We start from the raw sequence: 20989 nt of genomic DNA on the forward strand, positions 1-20989 counted from the left end.
GACGGCGCCGTCCCCGCCGCTCGGGGATGCTCGGCGGGGTGAGGTCCGTCCCCGTCGTGTTCCTGGCCACCGCGCTGGTGCTCATCGGCTGCTCCGCGGCCGGGACCGGCGACCTCCCCGGCGCGCAGGAGCAGAAGTCCACCGCCACCCCGGACGGCGGGGTCGCGGCGCCGGACGGCCTGCCCGCGCTGCGGGTGCAGACCGTCCTCGACGGGCTCGACCACCCGTGGGACGTCGCCCGCGCCCCCGACGGGACGCTGCTGGTCGACGAGCGCGGCGGCCGGCTCACCGCCGTCGCGCCCGACGGCACCGCCCGCGAGCTCGACGCCGACCTCGCCGACCTCTTCGCCGAGGGCGAGACCGGCCTGATGGGCCTGGTGCTCAGCCCCGCCTTCGCCGAGGACCGCCGCTTCTACACCTGCCAGGGGGTCGAGGAGGACGGCGGCGCCGAGATCCAGGTGATCGCCTGGACGGTGGACGAGGACTGGACCACGGCCACCCGCGTCGCCGACCCGCTGCTCGGCGGCATCCCGGTCAACGAGGCCACCGGCCGGCACGGCGGCTGCCGGGTGCGCTTCGACCCCTCCGGCGCGCTGCTGGTGGGCACCGGCGACAACGCCGTCGGCAGCCACCCGCAGGACCTCGGCTCCCTGGCGGGCAAGGTGCTGCGCATCGACCCGGCCACCGGCGGCCCGGCGCCCGGCAACCCCTTCGCCGACGACGCCGACCCCGACACCCGGCTGCTGCTGTCCTCGGGGCACCGCAACGTGCAGGGCATCGCCGTCCGGCCGGGCAGCGGGCAGGTCCTCACCGTCGAGCAGGGGCCCGACCGCGACGACGAGGTGAACCTGTCGGTGCCGGGCGGCAACTACGGCTGGGACCCCGACGGCCCCGGCGGGGACTACGACGAGAGCGTCCCGATGACCGACCCCGCGATCCCCGGCGCCGTCCCGGCGGTCTGGTCCTCCGGCGGCCCCACCATCGCCACCAGCGGCGCGGACGTCGTCAGCGGCCCCCGGTGGGGCGGCTACGACGGGGCGCTGCTCGTCGGCGTGCTTAAGGACACCGGCGTGCTGGCGCTGCGCCTCGACGGCACCGGCCGGCTGCTGGAGCAGTTCCGCGTGCCCGAGCTGGAGGACACCCTCGGGCGGGTGCGCTCACCGGTGGCCGGCGCCGACGGCGCCCTGTACCTCACCACCGACAACGGCGGGGGCGAGGACCGCCTGCTGCGGGTCACCCCCGAGCCGTCCCGGTGACGGTCCTGCTGGTCACCGGCGCCCAGGCGTCGGGCAAGTCGACGGTCGGGCGGCTGGTGGCCGGCCGGGCGTCCCGGGGCGTCTTCCTCGACGGCGACACCTTCTGGCAGGCGGTGGTCTCCGGCCGCGCGGACATGACCGGGGACCCGACGCCCGAGGCGCTCGAGCAGCTGCACCTGCGGTACCGCGCACTGGGACGGGCCGCCGCGGTCTACGCGGCCGCCGGCTTCCGCACCGTCGTGGCCGACAACGTCTACGGCGACGACCTGCGCGTCCTCCGCGACGCCGTCGCCCCGCTGCGCCTCCTCACCGTCGCCCTGACCCCGGCACCCGAGGCGGTGGTGGCCCGCGAGCGCGGCCGGGGGTCGGGTGCGTACGCGGCATGGTCGGGGTCCGGGGCGGAGCTGCTCGACGCGGTGCGCACCTTCGACACGTGGGTGCGCGCGACGCCGGCCGACCTGTTCCACGACTCGACCGGCGAGGCCCCCGAGCAGACGGCGGCCGCCGTGCACGCCTGGGCGCTGCGGGCCCGGTAGCTCAGCGCAGCCGCCGGCCGCGCACGCGGTCGGGCACCGCGACCCCCTCCGGGAGCAGCGGGTCGGGCTCGGGCTCGCCCAGGACGGTCCGCACCGGCAGCACGCCGGCCCACACCGGCGCGGCGAGGTCGCGCTCGTCCTCGCCGGGCGGGCCGGTGCGCACCTTGACGCTGGCCTCGGTGAGGTCCAGCGCCAGCAGCGCCGTCGCCGCCAGCTCCTTGCGGTCGGGCTGCCGGGTGGCCGCCCAGGAGCCCGGCGCCAGGTGCTCGGTCAGCACCTGCAGCCCGAGCAGCCGCTCGTCGGCGCCGGTCACCACCCGGGCGGTCCCGTGGACGACGGCGCAGCGGTAGTTCATCGAGTGGTGGAACGCCGAGCGGGCGTAGACGACGCCGTCGACGTGCGTGACGGTGAAGCACACCGGCGCCCCGGCGCCCGCGGCCCGCAGCGTCGCCGCGCCGGTCGAACCGTGCAGGTAGAGAGTGTCGCCGTGCCGGCCGTAGCCGGTGGGCAGCACGACCGGCGCGCCGCCCAGGACGACGCCCAGGTGCCCGACCAGCCCGGCGTCGAGGACGGCGTACAGCTCGGCACGGTCGGTGCGGGACCGGGCCGAGCCCCGGCGCACGGTGCTGCGGTCGGTCGGCGAGAGCGGCGGTGCGGTGTCCACGGCAAGAGCCTGCCGGGGCCGGTGGCCTGCCGGAAGGGCCAGTACGCTCCCGTTCCACCAGGCCACTCGGGACCGGAGGACACCGCGTGCACGTGCCACCCGTCGTGCTGGAGCGGGACGCGGACCGCCCGCTGGCCACCCAGCTGGCCGACGCCCTGCGCGCCGCCACCGCGGGCGGTGTCCTGCGCCCCGGCGACCGGCTGCCCTCGACCCGGGAGCTCGCCGCCGCCCTGCGGGTGAGCCGCACCGTGACCGCCGCGGCCTACGACCAGCTGGTGGCCGAGGGCTGGGCCGCCGGCCGCCGCGGCGCGGGCACCTTCGTGGTGGGTGCCGCACCCTCCGCGCCGGCGCCGCGGCAGGCCGGGGCCCGGGAGCCCGACCGCCGCGCGCCGGCGGTCGACCTGCGCGCGGGGTCGCCCTGCCTGGAGGTGCTCGACCCGGCCGCGTGGCGGCGGGCCTGGCGCGCCGCCGGCGACACCCCGCCCGACGCCCTCCCCGACCCGGCCGGCGACCCCGCCTTCCAGGCCACGGTCGCCGAGCACCTGCTCCGGCACCGCGGGCTGCCGGTCGAGCCCCCGGCCGTGCTGGCGACCGCGGGCACGTCCACGGCGGTGGCGGAGGTGGCCCGGCTCCTGCCGCCGGGCAGCCGCGTCGGCGTCGAGGACCCCGGCTACCAGCGGGCGGCGGAGGCGCTCCGGGCGGCCGGCGTCGAGGTGGTGCCCTGCCCGGTCGACGACGACGGGCTCGTCGTCGACGCGGTGCCGGACGGGCTGGCCGCCGTCTACTGCACGCCGGCCCACCAGTGGCCGCTCGGGCGGCGGATGCCGGCGGCGCGGCGGGTGGCGCTGGTCGCCCGGGCCCGTGCGGAGGGCTGGTGGGTCCTCGAGGACGACTACGACGGCGAGCTGCGCTACGACGTCGCCCCGCTGCCACTGCTGGCCGCGCTCGGCCCCGACGTCGTCGTGCACCTGGGCACGAGCAGCAAGGTCGTGAGCCCGACCCTCGGCGTCGGGTGGCTGGTGGCACCCGCGGCGCTGCGGGCGGACCTGCTCGACCGGCGGACGGCGACCGGCACCCGGCCCGCGCGGGCGGGGCAGCGGGTGCTCGCCGCCATGGCGGCCTCCGGTGACCTCTCCCGGCACCTGCGGCGGCTGCGCCGGGAGCTGGCCGAGCGGCGCGGGCAGGTGACCACGGAGCTCGGCCGGGCCGGCGTGCCCGTGGCGGGGGACCCGGCCGGGGCGCACGTGCTCGTCCCGCTGCCCGACGCGGCCACGGAGGCGGCCGCCGTCGCCGGGGCCGCCGCGCGGGGCCTCGCCGTCGACGGCCTGGCCCGGCACCGCACCGGTCCGGGACCGCACCGGCCGGCGGCCGGACTGGTGCTCGGCTTCGCCGCCCCGTCCCGCGCCGAGCTGCTCCGGTCGCTGCCGCTGCTCGCGGACGTCGTCCGGAACGCGACCGGCGCGCCACCCCGAGGGGGTGGCGCGCCGGTCGTCAGCGGCTGATCAGGCGGACACGGTCCAGGTGTCGGTGCCGGCCAGCAGCGCCTCGAGGTCGCCGGGGCCCTGGGTCCGGGCCTCCTCGAGCTGGTCGAGCATCATCCGGTCGTAGGTCGGCTTGCTGACCGAGCGGAAGACGCCCATCGGCGTGTAGCGCAGGTCCTGGCTGGACAGCCGCGAGAGCGCGAACGCGTAGGACGGGTCCTCCCGCGTGGCGTCGTGGACGACGATCTCGCTCGCGTCGACCTGGTTGGTCTCGGCGACCCGCAGCCCGCCGAACTCGTCGCGGACCACGCACGAGGCGCCGTCGGGACCGAAGACCAGGGGCTCGCCGTGCCGCAGCGGGATCGTCCACGTCGGGCCGGTCGCCGGGTCCTTGAGCAGGTCGAACGCGCCGTCGTTGAAGATGTTGCAGTTCTGGTAGATCTCCACCAGCGCGGTGCCCCGGTGCTCGGCGGCCTGCCGCAGCACCTCGGTGAGGCCCTTGCGGTCGGAGTCCATCGCCCGGCCCACGAACGTCGCGTCGGCACCGAGGGCCAGCGACACCGGGTTGAACGGGTGGTCCAGCGACCCCATGGGCGTGGACTTGGTGACCTTGCCGACCTCGGACGTGGGGGAGTACTGGCCCTTGGTCAGCCCGTAGATCCGGTTGTTGAACAGCAGGATCGTCATGTCCACGTTGCGGCGCAGGGCGTGGATCAGGTGGTTGCCGCCGATCGACAGCGCGTCGCCGTCGCCGGTGACGACCCACACCGACAGGTCCGGCCGGGAGGCGGCCAGGCCGGTGGCGATCGCCGGGGCGCGGCCGTGGATCGAGTGCATCCCGTAGGTGTTCATGTAGTACGGGAAGCGCGAGGAGCAGCCGATGCCCGAGACGATGACCATGTCCTCGCGGGCGATCCCGAGCGAGGGCAGGAAGCTCTGGACGGCGTTGAGGATGACGTAGTCACCGCAGCCGGGGCACCAGCGCACCTCCTGGTCGGTCTTCATGTCCTTGGCCTTGAGGGCGGCCTGCTTCTCGCCCTGGGTCTCGACCGAGTCGGCGATCGCCTGCTGGATGCGGGCGTCGATCGGCGTCCCCGGCATGCCGAGGTCGTGCACGTGCGGGGAGGTGGTCACGTCGTGCCTCCGGTGCTGGCGGTCGGAGTGGTGGAGTCGATGACGTCCTGCACGACCGCGGCGAGCTCGGCGGCCCGGAAGGGCAGCCCGCGCACCTGGGTGTGGCTCTGGACGTCGACGAGGTACTTCGCGCGCAGGAGCAGCGCGAGCTGCCCCATGTTCATCTCCGGGCAGACCACCCGGTCGTACCGGCCCAGGACCTCGCCGAGGTCGGCCGGCATGGGGTTGACGTGCCGCAGGTGGATCTGGGCGACCGACCGGCCGGAGCGGCGGATCCGCCGGCAGGCCGCGCCGATCGGCCCGTAGGTCGAGCCCCAGCCGATCACCGCCACCCGCGCGTCGCCGTCGGGGTCGTCGACGTCGGTGGGCGGGATGTCGGCGGCGATGCCGTCGACCTTGGCCTGCCGCAGCCGGGTCATCAGGTCGTGGTTGGCCGGGTCGTAGGAGATGTTGCCGCTCTTGTCGGCCTTCTCCAGCCCGCCGATGCGGTGCTGCATGCCCGCGGTGCCAGGGACCGCCCACGGGCGGGCCAGCGTCTCGGGGTCGCGCAGGTAGGGCAGGAACTCCGGCGTCCCGTCGGCGGCCGCGCCGTTGGGCTCGGTGGCGAACTCGACCCGCAGGTCGGGCAGCTCGTCGACGGCGGGGACGGCCCACGGCTCGGCGCCGTTGGCCAGGTACCCGTCGGACAGCAGCATGACCGGCGTCCGGTACTTCAGCGCGATCCGCGCCGCCTCCAGCGCGGCGTCGAAGCAGTCACCGGGGGAGCGGGGTGCGATCACCGGCAGCGGGGCCTCGCCGTTGCGCCCGAACATGGCCTGCAGCAGGTCCGACTGCTCGGTCTTGGTGGGCAGCCCGGTGGAGGGCCCGCCGCGCTGCACGTCGACGACGACCAGCGGCAGCTCGGTCATCACGGCCAGGCCCAGCGCCTCGGACTTGAGCGAGACACCGGGGCCCGACGTCGTCGTGATGCCGAGCGCGCCGCCGAACGAGGCGCCCAGCGCCGCGCCGATGCCGGCGATCTCGTCCTCGGCCTGGAAGGTGCGCACGCCGAAGGCCTTGTGCCGCGACAGCTCGTGGAGGATGTCCGACGCCGGGGTGATCGGGTAGGCGCCGAGGAACACCGGCAGGCCCGACCGCTGCCCGGCGGCGACCAGCCCGAGGGCCAGCGCCTGGTTGCCGGAGATGTTGCGGTAGCGGCCCGGCGGCATCGGCGCGGGCTTGATCTCGTAGGAGACCGCGAAGGCCTCCGTCGTCTCGCCGTAGTTGTAGCCGGCGCGGAAGGCGGCGATGTTGGCCGCGGCGATCCCGGGCTTGCGGCGGAACTGCCGCTCGAGGAAGCGCACGGTGCCCTCGGTGGGCCGGTGGTACATCCAGCTCAGCAGGCCGAGGGTGAACATGTTCTTGCTGCGCTCGGCCTCCTTCTTGCCGAGGCCGGAGTCGGCCAGCGCCTCGAGCGTCATGGAGGTGAGCGGGACGGCGACGACCTGCCAGCCGTCGAGCGAGCCGTCCTCGAGGGGGTTGGTGGCGTAGCCGACCTTCGCCAGGTTGCGCGGGGTGAACTCGTCGCTGTCGGCGATGACCAGCCCGCCGCCGGGCAGGTCGCCGAGGTTGGCCTTGAGCGCCGCGGGGTTCATCGCCACGAGGACGTCCGGGGCGTCACCCGGCGTCATGATGTCGTGGTCGGCGAAGTGCAGCTGGAAGGAGCTGACGCCGGGCAGGGTGCCCGTCGGCGCGCGGATCTCGGCGGGGAAGTTGGGCAGCGTCGACAGGTCGTTGCCGAAGGACGCGGTCTCGCTGGTGAAGCGGTTGCCGGTCAGCTGCATGCCGTCACCCGAGTCGCCGGCCAGCCGGATCACGACGCGGTCGAGCTCGACGACGCTCTTGACGAGCCCACCGGGGGCCGAGCTGCCGGGCGTGGTGGTCGGTTCGAGAGCAGTCATCTGGCGTGGTACCTCCAGCGGCCGAGGTTACGTGGCGGCGTGCCGGCCGAACCGTGACGCGGATCACGGACGGTAGCCGGTGTGCCCGGCGGGGCGGGGTCTGTCCAGCGCAACTCCTCGCGCGCGGCCGCCATTCCGGACGCCGCCGTCCGTGACCGGGGTCGCAGCCGGGGCCGGGGTCGCAGCCGGGGCCGGGGAACGGCGGTTCCCGCCGTTCCGTTCACGAGGGGTGCGGCGCTGGGGCAACGGGGTGCGGACGGCCCTCCTGCTGGGGCTGATGGCCGGCGTCGTGCTCGCCGCGGGTGGGCTGGTGGCCGGCCGCGCGGGGCTGGTGGTCGCGCTCGTGGTCGCCCTCGGGGTGAACGGGTGGGCCTGGTACCGCTCCGACCGGCTGGCGCTGCGGGCCATGCGCGCGTTCCCGGTCACCGAGACGCAGGCGCCGGGCCTCTACGCGATGGTGCGCGAGCTGGCCACCCAGGCGCGCCGGCCCATGCCGCGGCTCTACGTCAGCCCGACCGACCAGCCCAACGCCTTCGCCACCGGGCGCACGCCGCGCCGGGCCGCGGTGTGCTGCACGCAGGGCGTGCTCGAGCTGCTCGACCGCCGGCAGCTGCGCGCGGTGCTGGCCCACGAGCTCTCGCACGTCTACAACCGCGACGTCCTGCTCGGGTCGGTCGCCGGCGCGCTGGCCGCCGTCGTCACCTACCTGGCGCACGTGGCCACGTTCAGCACGCTGTTCGGCGGCCGCGACGACGAGCGCGAGGGCGGCCTGCTCGGCACGCTCCTGCTCGTGCTGCTCGGTCCGCTGGCCGCCGGCCTGGTGCGGCTCGCGGTCGGCCGCAGCCGCGAGTACGAGGCCGACGCCGACGGCGCGCGGCTGTGCGGCGACCCGCTGGCCCTGGCCGGTGCCCTGCGCCGGATCGCGGCGGGCACCGAGGCCCGGCCGCTGCCGGCCGACGAGCGGCTCGTGGCGCAGGGCCACCTGATGATCGCGGCACCGTTCCGCCCGGCCGGCCTGGCGGCGCTGTTCGCCACCCACCCGCCGATGGCCGAGCGCATCGCCCGGCTGGAGCGGATGGCCCGGGAGGGCTGACCGGGCGCGCGCTCAGAACGCCGCGTCCATCTGGGCGATCAGCGTCGGGCCGTCCCAGGTCGGCGGCGGCATGATCCGCCGGATGGTCATCAGCGGCCGGTCCGGGTCCTGGGCGTCGCCGAGCTGGAAGGCCGCCCGGTAGCCGGCGGCCGCCACGTGGTCCACGGCCTCCTGCGACCAGACGCCGTACGGATAGGCCAGCAGGTCCACGGGGTGGCCGAGGATGCCGCCGAGCTGCGCCCGCGGCTCGTCGACCTGCACCCGCCACTGGTCGCCGCCGAGCCGGTCCATCCGCTGGTGGTCGTAGGAGTGGGCCCCGATGGTCATGCCGGCGCGGTCGAGGTCGCGCAGGTCGTCCTCGCTGAGCCACCCCTCGGCGCCGAGCACCATCGTCTGCGGGAAGAAGGTCCCCACGAAGCCGAAGCGGACGAGCTCGGGGAGGGCCACGGCGTGGTGGGACCCCCAGCCGTCGTCGAAGGTCAGCAGGACGGGCCTGGCCGGCAGGGGAGTGCCGAACTCGAGGTGGTCGACGAGCGCCGTGCCGCTGACCGGCGTGAACCCGCCGTCGCGCAGGGCCTGCAGCTGGGCGGTCAGGACCGACGGCGGCGTGATGATGCTGCGGGCCGCCTCGCTGTCGGTCGGGATGTGGTCGCGCAGGTTGTGGAAGCACAGCACCGGCACCGTCGAGCGGGCCAGGACCTCCTGCGGCGTGCCCGGGGTCGGAGGCGGTGTGGTGGCCGGCGGGGCCGGGGGCTCCGTGGTGGTCGGTGCGGCCGTGGTGGTCGGAGCGGCGGAGGTCGTGCCCGGGCCCGTCGTGCCGGCCGAGCGGGTGAAGGACGCGGGCCCGCGGGAGCAGCCGGCCAGCGCGGCGGCGGCTGCGGCGGCCAGGAACTGGCGTCTGCGCACGCATCGAGCGTCCTGCGCTCACGGTGTGTGAGACAAGCCCCTCGCGGCAGAAAGCGGCCGGTTCCGTCTCCCCTCGGGAGGGGGAGCTGCGTCGGGTCGCCCGCGGGGTCGGGGCGCCGTCCGGACGCCCCGACCCCGCGCCCCTCAGCGGTAGTTGTCGAACTGCAGGGCGACGTCGAGGTCCTTGCCGCGCAGCAGCTGCTGCACCGCCTGCAGGTCGTCGCGCTTCTTGCCGCTGACCCGCAGCTGGTCGCCCTGGATCTGCGCCTGGACGCCCTTGGGGCCCTCGTCGCGGATGAGCTTGGCGATCTTCTTGGCGGTGTCGGACTCGATGCCCTGCTTGATCCGCGCGGACAGCTTGTAGGCCTTGCCCGAGGCCTGCGGCTCGTCGGCGTCGAGCGCCTTGAGCGAGATGCCCCGCTTCACCAGCTTGTCCTTGAAGACGTCGAGGGCGGCGGTGACCCGCTCCTCGGTGTCGGCCTCGAGCAGGACGCCGTTCTCGCCGGCCCAGGAGATGCGGGCGTTGGTGCCGCGGAAGTCGAAGCGCTGGGAGAGCTCCTTGCCCGCCTGGTTGAGCGCGTTGTCGATCTCCTGGCGATCGACCTTGCTCACGACGTCGAAGGACGCGTCGGCCATGTCTGCTCCTCACCTCCGCGGGCGGTGCGACCCGCCGCGGGACCAGTCGGACCTCGTCGGCCCGTCTTGTACGCTCTCTCCCGTGGCACCACGGCGGGTTGCCCGAGTGGCCAATGGGAGCGGACTGTAAATCCGTCGGCTTAGCCTACGAAGGTTCGAATCCTTCACCCGCCACGCCCGTGGCAGCGGCCCCCGACCGGCAGGTCGGGGGCCGCTGTGCGTCCGGCGTCAGCCCAGCGTCGGTGCCCGCGCGCCGGCGACGGCGTCGACCTGGAGGGGCCGGCCACCGAGGAAGAGCCAGCCGAAGGCGAGGTCGACCGAGCGGCCGCAGCGGACGGTCACCTCGGTGCCGTCGGTCTCGGCCGACCAGCTGTCGAGGGCGGTCCCGCCGTCGGCGAGGTGGTCGGCGACGGCGGCCCGCGCGGTCTCGGTGGTCAGTGGCAGCGTCGTACCGACACCCGTGGCGTACACGCGGGCCTCGTCGATCCGGTTGGCCGCGGCCAGCGCGGCGCCGTCGCACGCCGCCTGCAGGTCCTGCCGCTCGAGGAAGGCGTCGGAGGCCGCGATGGCCCCGAGGGCCATGAACACCGCCACCAGCCAGCAGACGAGTACGAAGGGGAGGGCGGACCCGCGCTCACCGTGGTGAGCGGGCACGCGCTGGTCCGCCGTCGGCACGGCGGGCAGCGTAGGGCCGTCCCGGACCCGTCCGGCGCTCGTCCCCAGGGGCTCCGCCCACCGCGGGTCACCGTTCACCCGCCCAAGTGACACTGGGGGGTCTCCAGTTGACCTGGTGTCACAAAGTAACGGCGTGTCACCCGATCGTGATTCTCCGTGCTTGACTCGCGCGGGTGAGGGCACCAAGGTCATCAGTGCGGTCCGTACACGAACGACGCTCTGCCCCCGCGCCCGGGTGACAGCCGCACGTCAACAGCTGTCCCTTCCTGCCTGAGGAGGCGTCATGAACGAGCGTGGTGCGAAGTGGGCCCGGGGTGCCAAGTGGGCGCGCGGTGCCAAGTGGGCGCGGGGCGCCAAGTGGGCACGTGGAGCCAAGTGGGCCTGACCTGTAGGTGACCCCGCCTCGACCGGGCGGGGTCCGGTCGCCCGGATCCCCGGTCTACCCCCGACGGGGTGGTTCGGTTCTGGGGGAGCGCTCGCGCTGTTAGCCTCGGCGCCGCTGTCCTCCTTCTCACAGATCCGGGTGACCTTGGCGAGTCGCGCGCGTGCCACGCCCCGTCGTGCCGGCGCGCTGCTCCCCCTCGGCGTGATCGCCGCGGCCGGCGTGGTCCTGGCCGCCGGGGCCGGTGTCCTCGCGTTCCCCGCGGCGCCGACCGACTTCCGGCTGGTGCCCTTCGTCCTCGTGGTGGCGGCCTTCTTCGCCACCGACATGGTCTCCCTCCACGTGGAGTTCCGGCGCCAGACGTGGGCGTGGTCGGTCAGCGAGCTCGCTCTCACGATCGCCCTCGTCGAGGTGGGTGGCGTGTGGGCCGCGGCCGCTCGGGTGGTCGGGCTCGGCGCCAGCATGGTCTACCAGCGGTACGCCGGTGCGAAGGTCGTCTACAACCTCGCCGTCGCCGTCATCGAGGTCGCCGCGGCCGTCACCGTGCTCCGGCTGCTGCCGTTCGGAGCACTGGACGACCCCCTCAGCTGGCTCAGCCTGCTCGCCGCCGTCCTGGTGGCCGACCTGGTGGGGGCCCCCCTCGTCGTCGCGGCCATCCGGCTCAGTGGCGGCAACCCCGGCCGGCGGCTCTGGAAGGAGCTGCTCCTCCCCATCGGGGTCGTCGCGCCCTTCGCCGTCTGCGTCGGGCTCGTCGCCACCCTGCTCAACGACCGCACCCACTGGGCCGTGGTCCTGATCGCACCGGCGGCCGTGGCCGTCATCCTGCTGTTCCGCCGGTTCGCCGAGGTGTCCCGCGCGGGCCAGGCCCTGGAACGCATCTACGACTTCGCCCGGCAGGTGGAGCAGATCCGGCCGGACACCGACGGCCCGCTGCAGATCGTGCAGGCGGTCAAGGAGCTGCTCAACGCCGACAAGGTCGCGCTGTGGCTGCCGCCGTACCTCGACGAGCCGCCCCGCCTGGTGGTGGCCGGTGACGGCGGGGTCACCTGGTACGACGGGCCCGCCGACCCCGAGGACGTCCTGCGCCAGCGGGCGCTGACCCCCGGCTCGGCGGAGCCGGTCCTGGTCGCCGCGGCCCGGGCCGACGCCGCCGAGGCCGCCGCCCTCGCCCGCCGCGGCGCCCAGGAGGTGCTCGGGGCCCCGGTCGCCACGGCGGCCGGCGAGCCCGGCTACCTCGAGGTCTGCGACCGCCGCAGCGACGTCGTGTCCTTCTCCGGCAGCGACCGCTCGGCGCTGGACTCGATGCTCACCCACGTCAACGCGGCCATCCGCCAGCAACAGCTGCTCACCCAGATCCGCTACGACGCCGACCACGACCGGCTGACCGGCCTGCCCAACCGGCAGCGGCTCGCCGTCGAGATCGACCAGCTGCTCGAGGCCGACCCGGTGGGCGCGCGGGCCGGGCTGGTGCTGGCCGCCCTGGGCAACCACACCGAGATCGTCGACACGCTCGGCCACGCGGCCGCCGACGAGCTCCTGCTCGTCACCGCCGGCCTGCTGCGCGAGCACGCGCCGCCGGACGCCCTCGTGGCGCGCATGGAGGGCGAGCAGTTCGCCGTCCTGCTGCCGGGGCTGTCCCTGGCCGCCACCGAGCGGGCCGCGCGCCGGCTGCGCGAGGCGGCCTCCACCCGGGCGCGCGTCGCCGGCCTGGACCTCGAGGTCACGCTGACCATCGGCGTGGTCGCCGCGCCGGTGCACGGCAGCGACTCCGGCACCCTCATGCAGCGCGCCGACGTCGCCCTGCTCGCCGCCACCGACAGCTCCGGCGTGGCCAGCTACCACCAGGTCCTCGACCAGCAGAGCCTGCGCCGCCTGCAGCTGGGCACCGAGCTGGAGCAGGCGATGGCCGACGGGCAGATCAGCGTGGTCTTCCAGCCGATCATCGACGCCCGGACCTCCGACATCGTCTCGGTGGAGACGCTGGTGCGCTGGGCCCACCCCCGGTTCGGTGCCATCCCGCCGGACGAGTTCATCCACCTCGCCGAGCAGATCGGCCGGATCGGCCCGCTCACCGACCACGTGCTCGACCTGGCCCTGGCCCGCTGCCGCCGGTGGCTGGACCAGGACATCGGCCTGTCGGTGGCGGTCAACCTCTCCGCGCGCTGCCTGGCCGAGCCCGACCTGGTCGAGCGGGTGCAGCGGGCGCTGCGCCGCCACGGCGTCCCGGGCGAGCTGCTCATCCTCGAGCTCACCGAGGGCAGCGTCGTCGACGACTCGGTGCGCTCCAGCACGGTGCTGGAGGACCTGCACGCGCTGGGCCTGCGGCTGTCGATGGACGACTTCGGCACCGGCTACTCGTCGCTGTCGCAGCTGCGACAGCTGCCCATCGACGAGGTCAAGATCGACAAGTCCTTCGTGCTGGGCATGTCCACCAGCCAGGGCGAGTCGTTCATCGCCCGGTCGATCATCGAGCTCGCGCACAACCTGGGCCTGCGCGTCGTCGCCGAGGGTGTCGAGGACGAGCTCACCCGCAAGCTGCTCACCGAGATGGGCTGCGACAAGCTGCAGGGCTTCCTGGTCAGCCGGCCGCTGCCGGACGAGCGGCTGGAGAGCTGGCTGCTGGCCCGCACCGGCGTGCGCTCGGCGGCACCGGGTGCCCAGCACCGCCGGCTGTTCGTCCGGGCCTGAGCCGGGGCCCCTGCGGAGGCCGCCGGAGGCATCGGGTACAGTTCTCTGCGGCTCCTCGGAGCAGGCCCCTTTAGCTCAGTCGGCAGAGCGTCTCCATGGTAAGGAGAAGGTCTACGGTTCGATTCCGTAAAGGGGCTCCGACCACCGGTCCAGTCGCGAGACCGGGCCGCGCGGTCCTCCCGGCGGTGTAGCTCAGCCAGGCAGAGCAAGCGGCTCATAATCGCTGTGTCACCGGTTCAAATCCGGTCACCGCTACCCCAGACGGACCCCGGGCACCGGGGTCCGTCGCCGTGTCGGCGCCCGCCGGCACGGGCACCGGCCCGCAGCGGGCCGGTCCGCACAAGGCGAGGAGTGCCTCCATGGCAGCCACCGACGTCCGTCCGAAGATCACCCTGGCCTGCCAGGAGTGCAAGAGCCGGAACTACATCACCCGCAAGAACCGGCGCAACGACCCCGACCGGCTCGAGCTGAAGAAGTTCTGCCCCCGCGACCGGCGGCACACCGTCCACCGCGAGACCCGCTGACGCCGGTCCGCGACGGAACAGGGAGGGCGGGAGTGGCGCTGGACGCAGGACTGGTCGGGCGCAGCTACCCGCCCTCCGCCGTCTACGAGGTCGGCCGCGCGAAGATCGCCGAGTTCGCCGCCGCGGTCGGTGCCACCGACCCGGCCCACACCGACCCCGCGGCCGCCCGCGCGCTCGGCCACGCCGACGTCGTCGCGCCGCCCACGTTCGCCATCGTGGTCACCCTCGGTGCGGCCGACGTCGTCATCGCCGACCCCGACGTGGCCCTCGACTACAGCCGCGTCGTGCACGGCGAGCAGCGCTTCACCCACCACCGCCCCATCCGGGCCGGCGACCGGCTGGTCAGCACCACGACGATCGAGGCGGTGCGCACCGTGGCAGGCAACGACATGCTCACGACCCGGGTCGACGTCGCCACCGAGGACGGCGAGGCCGTCTGCACCGCCACCTCGCTGCTCGTGGCACGGGGGACGGCGTGAGCGCCCGCCTGCGCGCCGCGGACGTCGCCGTCGGCACCGAGCTCCCCGAGCGGACCCACCGGCTGACCCGCGCGGACCTGGTCCGCTACGCCGGCGCCTCCGGTGACCTCAACCCGATCCACTGGAGCGACCGCGTCGCCACCGGCGTGGGGCTGCCCGGCGTCATCGCACACGGGATGCTCACCATGGGCCTGGCCGCCCGCACCGTCACCGACTGGGCCGGCGACCCCGCCGCCGTCGTCGAGTACCAGGTCCGCTTCGGCCGGCCGGTCGTCGTCCCCGACGACGACGCCGGCGCCGAGGTCACCGTCCGCGGGAAGGTCGGCGCCGTCCTCGACGGCGGCCGCGTCCGCGTCGACCTCACCGTCACCAGCGGCGGCGAGAAGGTTCTCTCGCTGGCCCGCGCCACCGTCGCCCTGGCATGACGCTCCGGCGGGGGGCGCTGGCCGCCGCGGCCCTGCTGCTGTGCGGCTGCACGTCGTTCACCGACACGGTCGCCGAGCCGGAGACCGGGACCGCGCCGGGCACGCCCCCGGCGGCCACACCGTCGGACGACGCGGGCGCCGCGGAGGACGAGGACCGCTGCCCGGCCGAGCGCGCCGCCCCCGACCCCGCCCGCCCCGTCGTCGACCTCGACTTCCGGCTGTCGACCGACCTGCGCACCGTCACCGGCACCGAGACCGTCGTCTTCACCCCCGACACCGCCACCGACGAGCTGGTCTTCCGGCTGGTCCCCAACGGCCCCACCGCGGCCGGGCTCGGCAACCGGCTCACCGTCGACGACGTCCGCGGCGACGACGTCGACCAGGCCGGGTACGAGGACGCCGGCGCGGAGGGCCCCGGCGGGCTCTACGTGCTGCAGCTCGACGGCGAGCTGGCGGCCGGGGAGTCCACCGAGGTGGAGCTGGACTTCACGCTGTCGCTGGGCCAGGGCGGCTTCGAGCGGTTCGGCACGGCCGAGGGCACCGCCTGGTGGGCCAGCGGCTTCCCGCTGCTGGCCTGGGAGCCCGGGGTCGGGTGGGCCCGCGACCCGTTCGTCGGGATCCTCGGCGAGACGGCGACCAGCCCGGTCGCCGACACCACGGTCACCGTCGACGTTCCCGAGGACCTGACCGTGCTCACGACCGGCGCGCAGGAGGAGCCCTCCGCGGCCGAGGACGGCCGGCGCACCTGGACCTCCCGCGAGCCGGTGGCCCGCGACGTCAGCGTCGCCGTCGGGCCGTTCCGCACCGCCGGCCTCACCACCGCCGGCGGGGTGGAGATCACCACCGGCGTCCTCGACGGCGCCGCCGTCGGGCCCGGCGAGCTCGCGGACTGGACCGCCGACGCCGTCACGGGGCTGGCCGACCGGTTCGGCGCCTTCCCCTACGACACGCTCACCGTGCCGCTGCTGCCCGTCGAGGGCGGCGGCATCGAGTACCCGAGCTCGATCCTCATGGCCGGCGCCGACCGCTCGGTGCTCGAGCACGAGGTCGCGCACATGTGGTTCTACGGCATGGTCGGCGGCTCGCAGTTCCGCGACCCGTGGCTGGACGAGGCCTTCGCCACCTACGCCGAGGCGGTCGACGACCAGGCGTCGCGCGAGGTCCTGGACCGGGCGCTGGCCGTCTCGGGCGACGTCGGTGCGTCGATGGGCGAGTTCGGCGGCACCGACGAGTACTTCGCCGCCGTGTACGGCAAGGGCGCCGCCGCGCTGCTCGCCGCCCGCGACGCCGCCGGGGCCGGACCGTTCGACGCCGCGCTGCGCTGCTACGTGCAGCGCAACGCCTGGGCCATCGCCACGCCCGACGACGTCGCCGCCGCCCTCGCCGACCTGCCGGCCGCCCGCGACGTGCTCGTGGCCGCCGGTGCCCTCGACGAGGACGACACGGACTGACTCAGGCCAGCAGCCGCTGCAGCCGCGACACGCCCTCGACGAGGTCGTCGTCGCCGAGCGCGTAGGACATCCGCACGTAGCCGGGCGTGCCGAACGCCTCCCCGGGGACGACGGCGACCTCGGCCTCCTCCAGGACGATCTCGGCGAACTCGACGCTCGACGACGCCGTCCGCCCGTTGACCGGCCGGCCGAGCAGTCCCTTGACCGACGGGTAGACGTAGAACGCGCCCCGCGGCTCGGGGCAGGTCACGCCCGGGATCTCCCGCAGCATCGACACGATCGTCTTCCGGCGGCGGTCGAACGCCTCCCGCATCTGCGCCACCGCCGACAGGTCGCCGGTGAGCGCGGCCACCGCGGCCGCCTGGGACACGTTGGCGACGTTGGACGTCGCGTGCGACTGCAGGTTGGTCGCCGCCTTGACGACGTCGGCCGGCCCGACCATCCAGCCCACCCGCCAGCCGGTCATGGCGTAGGTCTTGGCCACGCCGTTGACGACCACGCAGCGGTCGGCGAGCTCGGGCACCACCACCGGCATCGACGGCGCGGTGGCCCCGCCGTAGGTCAGGTGCTCGTAGATCTCGTCGGTGAGCACCCACAGCCCGGCCTCCAGCGCCCAGCGACCGATGGCCTCGACCTGGTCGGGCGGGTACACCGCGCCCGTCGGGTTGGACGGCGAGACGAACAGCAGCACCTTGGTCCGCTCGGTGCGGGCGGCCTCGAGCTGGTCGACCGAGACCAGGTAGCCGCTGTCCTCGTCGGCGACCACCGGCACCGGCACCCCGCCGGCCAGCCGGATCGCCTCCGGGTAGGTGGTCCAGTACGGGGCGGGCACGAGCACCTCGTCGCCCGGGTCGAGCATCGCGGCGAAGGCCTCGTAGACGGCCTGCTTGCCGCCGTTGGTGACCAGCACCTGCGCGGGCGTGACGGTCAGCCCCGAGTCCCGCGCCGTCTTGGCGACGATCGCCTCCCTGAGCGCCGGGAGCCCCCCGGCCGGGGTGTAGCGGTGCATCGCCGGCTGGCGGCAGGCGGCGACGGCGGCCTCGACGACGTAGTCCGGCGTCGGGAAGTCCGGCTCGCCGGCGCCGAAGCCGATGACCGGCTTGCCCGCCGCCTTGAGCGCCTTGGCCTTGGCGTCGACCGCGAGCGTCGCGGACTCGGTGATGGCCGCGACGCGCCGCGAGACGCGGCGGTCGGCGGGGGAGAGGGCAGCGGTCCCCGACGGGGAGGCGGCGGTCATGGCCCCATCCTGCCGGAGGAGCCGCCGTCCGGGCGGCCCGGTCGGGCATCGGTGCCACGGCCCGGAGCCCCCGTCCGGGGCGCGTCCCGGAGCGCGGTCACGGACTCCTCCCGCGGTCCCGTACACTGGCAATCCTGGGGCGATCGACCCCGCCACCGGCGTGCCCCGGGACCTCCTGGGAACGGCGCGCCGACCGGCGGGTGCGGACGCTCCGGGGCAGTCCGGGATCGCGGTCCCGGACCCGAGGGGTGTAGCTCAACTGGCAGAGCAGCGGTCTCCAAAACCGCAGGCTGCAGGTTCAAGTCCTGTCACCCCTGCCCGTGCCGCCGGTACCGCCGGCGGGCAGCACGACCCGGCACCGCCCCGTGTCCCGGCAGCGCCGGCCGCGGCCGGTGCCGCCCCGGGTACTGCACGGTCCGGGGAGCAGGACACCAGACGGCCGGAGAGCAGCGGCCACCACCACGACGCGAGCGAGGCGCAGTGAGCGACGAGAAGCCGGGCCGCGGGGAGGACCCCCGCGCCGCCTCCGACGCCGAGCTGACCGACGAGCAGCTCGACCGCGAGGCCCCGGGCGTCGACGACGCCGGCGAGCTCGAGGCCGCCGAGGACGAGATCGCCGCCGAGGCCGCGGCCGAGGAGGACAAGGTCGTCCCCGCCCCGGCCCGCCGCCGGGGCGGCCGGATCACCGCCGACGACGACGAGGACGACGAGCCCGCGGCCGCCCGCACCCGCCGCGCGGCCCGCGAGCGCACCAGCCGCCCGGCCGGCCGGTCCGAGGGGTCCGGCACCCGCTCCCGCGCCGCCGCCCAGCGCGCCCGCACCGACGAGGTCCGCCGGCGCCGCGACCTGCGCCGGTTCCTGCGCGAGGTCGTCGCCGAGCTGCGGAAGGTGATCTGGCCCGGCCGCCGCGAGCTGATCACCTACACCACGGTCGTCATCCTCTTCGTGGCCTTCATGGTGGCCCTGGTCGCGGGCCTGGACGTCCTCTTCGCGCAGGGCGTGCTCGCCGTCTTCGGCTGACCGCCCCGCGCCCGCCCGCACCCGAGAAGGAAGAGATCCCCGTGACCGACCCCCGCGAGCCCTTCGACACCGACAGCGACGTCGAGGCGATCGACCTCGACGACGAGCGGCTCGACGTCCGCGGCAGCGTCGACCTCGAGACCGGCGCCGACGCGGCCGGTGCCGCCGAGAGCTCGGCCGACACCACCGACCAGGACACCGCCACCGGCGTGGCCGACGTGACCCCGCTGGTCGAGAGCGGCGGCCGCGACAGCCTCGTCGGCGACCCGCTGGCGGCGCCCGCCCCCGACCACGACCCGATCGTCACCGAGGCGCTGGCCGAGGCCGAGGCGGAGGACGCCGACCCGCGGGAGACCCTCAAGCGGACGCTGCGCACGCAGTTCGGCGACTGGTACGTCATCCACTCCTACGCGGGCTACGAGAACAAGGTGAAGACCAACCTCGAGTCCCGCATCCAGTCGCTGGACATGGAGGACTACATCTTCCAGATCGAGGTGCCCACCGAGGAGGTCACCGAGATCAAGAACGGCAAGCGCACCCAGGTCAACCGGAAGAAGCTGCCCGGCTACCTGCTCGTCCGGATGGACCTCAACGACGAGTCCTGGGGCGCGGTCCGCAACACCCCCGGCGTCACCGGCTTCGTGGGCGCCACCTCGCGGCCCTCGCCGCTGAGCATCGACGAGGTCGTCAACCTGCTGGTGCCCGACGCGCCGCCGCAGGCGGCCAAGGTCGCCGAGGCCGCGTCACCGGCCGCGGCCGCCGCGCCGGCCGCCGTGGTCGACTTCGAGGTCGGCGAGTCGGTCACCGTCATGGACGGCCCGTTCGCCACCCTCCCGGCGACCATCAACGAGATCAACGCCGAGCAGCAGAAGCTGCAGGTGCTGGTCTCGATCTTCGGCCGGGAGACGCCGGTCGAGCTGTCGTTCACCCAGGTCGCGAAGATCTGAGTCGACCCCCTCGTCCCCACCCTCCGCACGCTCGGGGTGGGACCCTGCGAGGGGGCCGTTCCACCCCGTCACGAAGAAGGAAAGACATGCCCCCCAGGAAGCGGTTGACCGCGGTCATCAAGCTCCAGATCAACGCCGGTGCGGCCACCCCCGCGCCGCCGGTGGGTCCGGCGCTGGGCCAGCACGGCGTCAACATCATGGAGTTCTGCAAGGCGTACAACGCCGCCACGGAGTCGCAGCGCGGCAACGTGATCCCGGTCGAGATCTCGGTCTACGAGGACCGCTCGTTCACCTTCGTCACCAAGACCCCGCCCGCGGCGCGCATGCTGCTCAAGGCCGCCGGGGTCGAGAAGGGCTCCGGCGAGCCGCACAAGACCAAGGTCGCCACCGTCACGCGCGACCAGGTCCGTGAGATCGCGCAGACCAAGATGCCCGACCTCAACGCCAACGACCTCGACGAGGCCGAGAAGATCATCGCCGGCACCGCCCGGTCGATGGGCATCACCGTCCAGGGCTGATCCCGCTCCTGGAAGTCGCCGGCACCGCCCGGCGTCGCGCCACCGACAGCACCCGTGGGAGGGCCTGCGCCAGGCCCGGGCACCACGAGACTCCCGCCGGCACGGCGGGGGAGAGGACACACCATGGCGAAGCACGGCAAGAAGTACCTCGAGGCCGCGGCCAAGGTCGACCGCGAGAAGCTCTACAGCCCGCTGCAGGCCGCGGGTCTGGCCAAGGAGACCTCGCCGACCGCGTACGACGCCACCGTCGAGGTGGCCATGCGGCTGGGCGTCGACCCGCGCAAGGCCGACCAGATGGTCCGCGGCACGGTGAACCTGCCGCACGGCACCGGCAAGACCGCCCGCGTCATCGTCTTCGCGACCGGTGACAAGGCCGCCGAGGCCGAGGCCGCCGGTGCCGACGTCGTCGGCTCCGACGACCTGATCGCGCGCATCCAGGAGGGCTTCCTGGACTTCGACGCCGCGATCGCCACGCCCGACCAGATGGCCAAGGTCGGCCGCATCGCGCGCATCCTCGGCCCCCGCGGCCTGATGCCGAACCCGAAGACCGGCACGGTGACCCCCGACGTCACCAAGGCGGTCGCCGACATCAAGGGCGGGAAGATCAACTTCCGCGTCGACAAGCAGGCCAACCTGCACCTGGTGATCGGCAAGACCTCCTTCGACGAGACCCGGCTGGTCGAGAACTACGCCGCCGCGCTCGACGAGGTGCTGCGCGCCAAGCCGGCCGCGGCCAAGGGCCGGTACCTGAAGAAGGTCACCATCTCCACCACCATGGGCCCGGGCATCCCGGTCGACCCGAACCGCACCCGCAACCTGACGGTGGACGAGCCCACCGCCTGAGGGAGGACCTCGTCCTCCCCGGGCGAGGCCACCCACGCAGGTCGCCAGGAGGCCCCGCCGCGCACCGCGCGGCGGGGCCTCCGCCGTCCGTGCGCCCGTCCGTGCGCCCGCCCGTGCCCGGGACGAGATCGCCGGTCTCGTACGCCTCCGGCCC

At 74.8% G+C, this 20989-nt stretch carries 20 protein-coding genes and 4 tRNA genes; 17 read left to right on the forward strand and 7 right to left on the reverse strand.

Features of this window, described 5'->3' with window-relative positions; all coding sequences use genetic code 11:
• The first annotated feature begins 38 nt into the window (after positions 1–38).
• Both CHC04_RS01140 and CHC04_RS01145 read left to right on the forward strand, forming a co-directional pair.
• Positions 39–1256 carry a PQQ-dependent sugar dehydrogenase gene (locus CHC04_RS01140; protein ID WP_245816899.1) on the forward strand — a complete coding sequence of 406 codons (1218 nt, stop codon included), beginning with the start codon at positions 39–41 and terminating at the stop codon, positions 1254–1256.
• Positions 1253–1792 (forward strand): phosphotransferase-like protein, encoded by a 540-nt coding sequence (locus CHC04_RS01145; RefSeq protein ID WP_089402080.1) that lies wholly within the window; start codon positions 1253–1255, stop codon positions 1790–1792. Before CHC04_RS01140 ends, CHC04_RS01145 begins: the two co-directional genes overlap by 4 nt.
• Before the next feature lies 1 nt (position 1793).
• On the opposite strand, the gene CHC04_RS01150 is transcribed toward CHC04_RS01145, so the two are convergent.
• Positions 1794–2456 (reverse strand): pyridoxamine 5'-phosphate oxidase family protein, encoded by a 663-nt coding sequence (locus CHC04_RS01150; protein WP_089402081.1) that lies wholly within the window; start codon positions 2454–2456, stop codon positions 1794–1796.
• Positions 2457–2542: 86 nt separating this feature from the next.
• Here CHC04_RS01150 and pdxR point away from each other — a divergent pair, with 86 nt between their 5' ends.
• On the forward strand, positions 2543–3958 hold the full coding sequence (gene pdxR, locus CHC04_RS01155) for a MocR-like pyridoxine biosynthesis transcription factor PdxR (RefSeq protein WP_089402082.1): 1416 nt from the start codon (positions 2543–2545) through the stop codon (positions 3956–3958).
• On the opposite strand, the gene CHC04_RS01160 is transcribed toward pdxR, so the two are convergent.
• Together CHC04_RS01160 and CHC04_RS01165 are read right to left on the reverse strand one after the other, a co-directional pair.
• Positions 3959–5071, reverse strand: coding sequence for a 2-oxoacid:ferredoxin oxidoreductase subunit beta (locus CHC04_RS01160; protein WP_217897121.1), 1113 nt, complete (start codon positions 5069–5071; stop codon positions 3959–3961).
• A complete protein-coding gene (locus CHC04_RS01165) occupies positions 5068–7011 on the reverse strand; it encodes a 2-oxoacid:acceptor oxidoreductase subunit alpha (RefSeq protein WP_089402083.1) in 1944 nt (647 codons plus the stop codon). The genes CHC04_RS01160 and CHC04_RS01165 overlap by 4 nt, the downstream gene beginning before the upstream one ends.
• A gap of 229 nt (positions 7012–7240) precedes the next feature.
• On the opposite strand from CHC04_RS01165, the gene htpX reads away from it, so the two are divergent.
• Positions 7241–8104, forward strand: a complete 864-nt coding sequence (gene htpX, locus CHC04_RS01170) for a zinc metalloprotease HtpX (RefSeq protein ID WP_089402084.1) — start codon at positions 7241–7243, stop codon at positions 8102–8104.
• Between the two features lie 12 nt (positions 8105–8116).
• Here the strand turns inward: htpX and CHC04_RS01175 are convergent, their stop codons facing one another.
• Entirely contained in the window at positions 8117–9010 is an 894-nt protein-coding gene (locus tag CHC04_RS01175) for a polysaccharide deacetylase family protein (protein ID WP_089402085.1), read from the reverse strand.
• Positions 9011–9154: 144 nt separating this feature from the next.
• Positions 9155–9646: a YajQ family cyclic di-GMP-binding protein gene (locus CHC04_RS01180; RefSeq protein ID WP_089402086.1), complete on the reverse strand. Its 492-nt coding sequence runs from the start codon at positions 9644–9646 to the stop codon at positions 9155–9157.
• Positions 9647–9738: 92 nt separating this feature from the next.
• On the opposite strand from CHC04_RS01180, the gene CHC04_RS01185 reads away from it, so the two are divergent.
• A tRNA-Tyr gene (locus tag CHC04_RS01185) sits at positions 9739–9820 on the forward strand.
• 54 nt (positions 9821–9874) lie between these two features.
• On the opposite strand, the gene CHC04_RS01190 is transcribed toward CHC04_RS01185, so the two are convergent.
• On the reverse strand, positions 9875–10321 hold the full coding sequence (locus CHC04_RS01190; RefSeq protein ID WP_245816901.1) for a pilus assembly protein TadG-related protein: 447 nt from the start codon (positions 10319–10321) through the stop codon (positions 9875–9877).
• Positions 10322–10844: 523 nt separating this feature from the next.
• Here CHC04_RS01190 and CHC04_RS01195 point away from each other — a divergent pair.
• The 7 genes from CHC04_RS01195 (at position 10845) to CHC04_RS01225 (ending at position 16270) form a co-directional block, all read left to right on the forward strand.
• Positions 10845–13391: a putative bifunctional diguanylate cyclase/phosphodiesterase gene (locus CHC04_RS01195; protein WP_245816902.1), complete on the forward strand. Its 2547-nt coding sequence runs from the start codon at positions 10845–10847 to the stop codon at positions 13389–13391.
• A gap of 64 nt (positions 13392–13455) precedes the next feature.
• Positions 13456–13528: transfer RNA gene (locus CHC04_RS01200), tRNA-Thr, on the forward strand.
• Positions 13529–13572: 44 nt separating this feature from the next.
• Positions 13573–13646, forward strand: a tRNA-Met gene (locus CHC04_RS01205).
• A 104-nt stretch (positions 13647–13750) separates the two neighbouring features.
• Positions 13751–13915 carry a 50S ribosomal protein L33 gene (rpmG, locus tag CHC04_RS01210; RefSeq protein ID WP_089303708.1) on the forward strand — a complete coding sequence of 55 codons (165 nt, stop codon included), beginning with the start codon at positions 13751–13753 and terminating at the stop codon, positions 13913–13915.
• A gap of 32 nt (positions 13916–13947) precedes the next feature.
• A complete protein-coding gene (locus CHC04_RS01215) occupies positions 13948–14394 on the forward strand; it encodes a MaoC family dehydratase N-terminal domain-containing protein (RefSeq protein ID WP_089402088.1) in 447 nt (148 codons plus the stop codon).
• Positions 14391–14819: a MaoC/PaaZ C-terminal domain-containing protein gene (locus tag CHC04_RS01220; protein WP_089402089.1), complete on the forward strand. Its 429-nt coding sequence runs from the start codon at positions 14391–14393 to the stop codon at positions 14817–14819. The genes CHC04_RS01215 and CHC04_RS01220 overlap by 4 nt, the downstream gene beginning before the upstream one ends.
• Entirely contained in the window at positions 14816–16270 is a 1455-nt protein-coding gene (locus tag CHC04_RS01225) for a M1 family aminopeptidase (RefSeq protein WP_089402090.1), read from the forward strand. Before CHC04_RS01220 ends, CHC04_RS01225 begins: the two co-directional genes overlap by 4 nt.
• 1 nt (position 16271) lies before the next feature.
• On the opposite strand, the gene CHC04_RS01230 is transcribed toward CHC04_RS01225, so the two are convergent.
• A complete protein-coding gene (locus tag CHC04_RS01230; protein WP_089402091.1) occupies positions 16272–17507 on the reverse strand; it encodes a pyridoxal phosphate-dependent aminotransferase in 1236 nt (411 codons plus the stop codon).
• A 244-nt stretch (positions 17508–17751) separates the two neighbouring features.
• Here CHC04_RS01230 and CHC04_RS01235 point away from each other — a divergent pair.
• From CHC04_RS01235 to rplA, 5 genes are all read left to right on the forward strand, one after another.
• A tRNA-Trp gene (locus CHC04_RS01235) sits at positions 17752–17824 on the forward strand.
• Positions 17825–17987: 163 nt separating this feature from the next.
• Positions 17988–18527, forward strand: coding sequence for a preprotein translocase subunit SecE (gene secE / locus CHC04_RS01240; RefSeq protein ID WP_089402092.1), 540 nt, complete (start codon positions 17988–17990; stop codon positions 18525–18527).
• Positions 18528–18568: 41 nt separating this feature from the next.
• Positions 18569–19474 carry a transcription termination/antitermination protein NusG gene (gene nusG, locus CHC04_RS01245; protein WP_089402093.1) on the forward strand — a complete coding sequence of 302 codons (906 nt, stop codon included), beginning with the start codon at positions 18569–18571 and terminating at the stop codon, positions 19472–19474.
• A gap of 86 nt (positions 19475–19560) precedes the next feature.
• Positions 19561–19992: a 50S ribosomal protein L11 gene (gene rplK, locus CHC04_RS01250; RefSeq protein WP_089402094.1), complete on the forward strand. Its 432-nt coding sequence runs from the start codon at positions 19561–19563 to the stop codon at positions 19990–19992.
• A gap of 123 nt (positions 19993–20115) precedes the next feature.
• Positions 20116–20835 carry a 50S ribosomal protein L1 gene (rplA, locus tag CHC04_RS01255; RefSeq protein ID WP_089402095.1) on the forward strand — a complete coding sequence of 240 codons (720 nt, stop codon included), beginning with the start codon at positions 20116–20118 and terminating at the stop codon, positions 20833–20835.
• Positions 20836–20989: the final 154 nt, after the last annotated feature.

The sequence above is a fragment of the Geodermatophilus saharensis genome, from assembly GCF_900188205.1.
Taxonomy (GTDB): Bacteria; Actinomycetota; Actinomycetes; order Mycobacteriales; family Geodermatophilaceae; genus Geodermatophilus; species Geodermatophilus saharensis.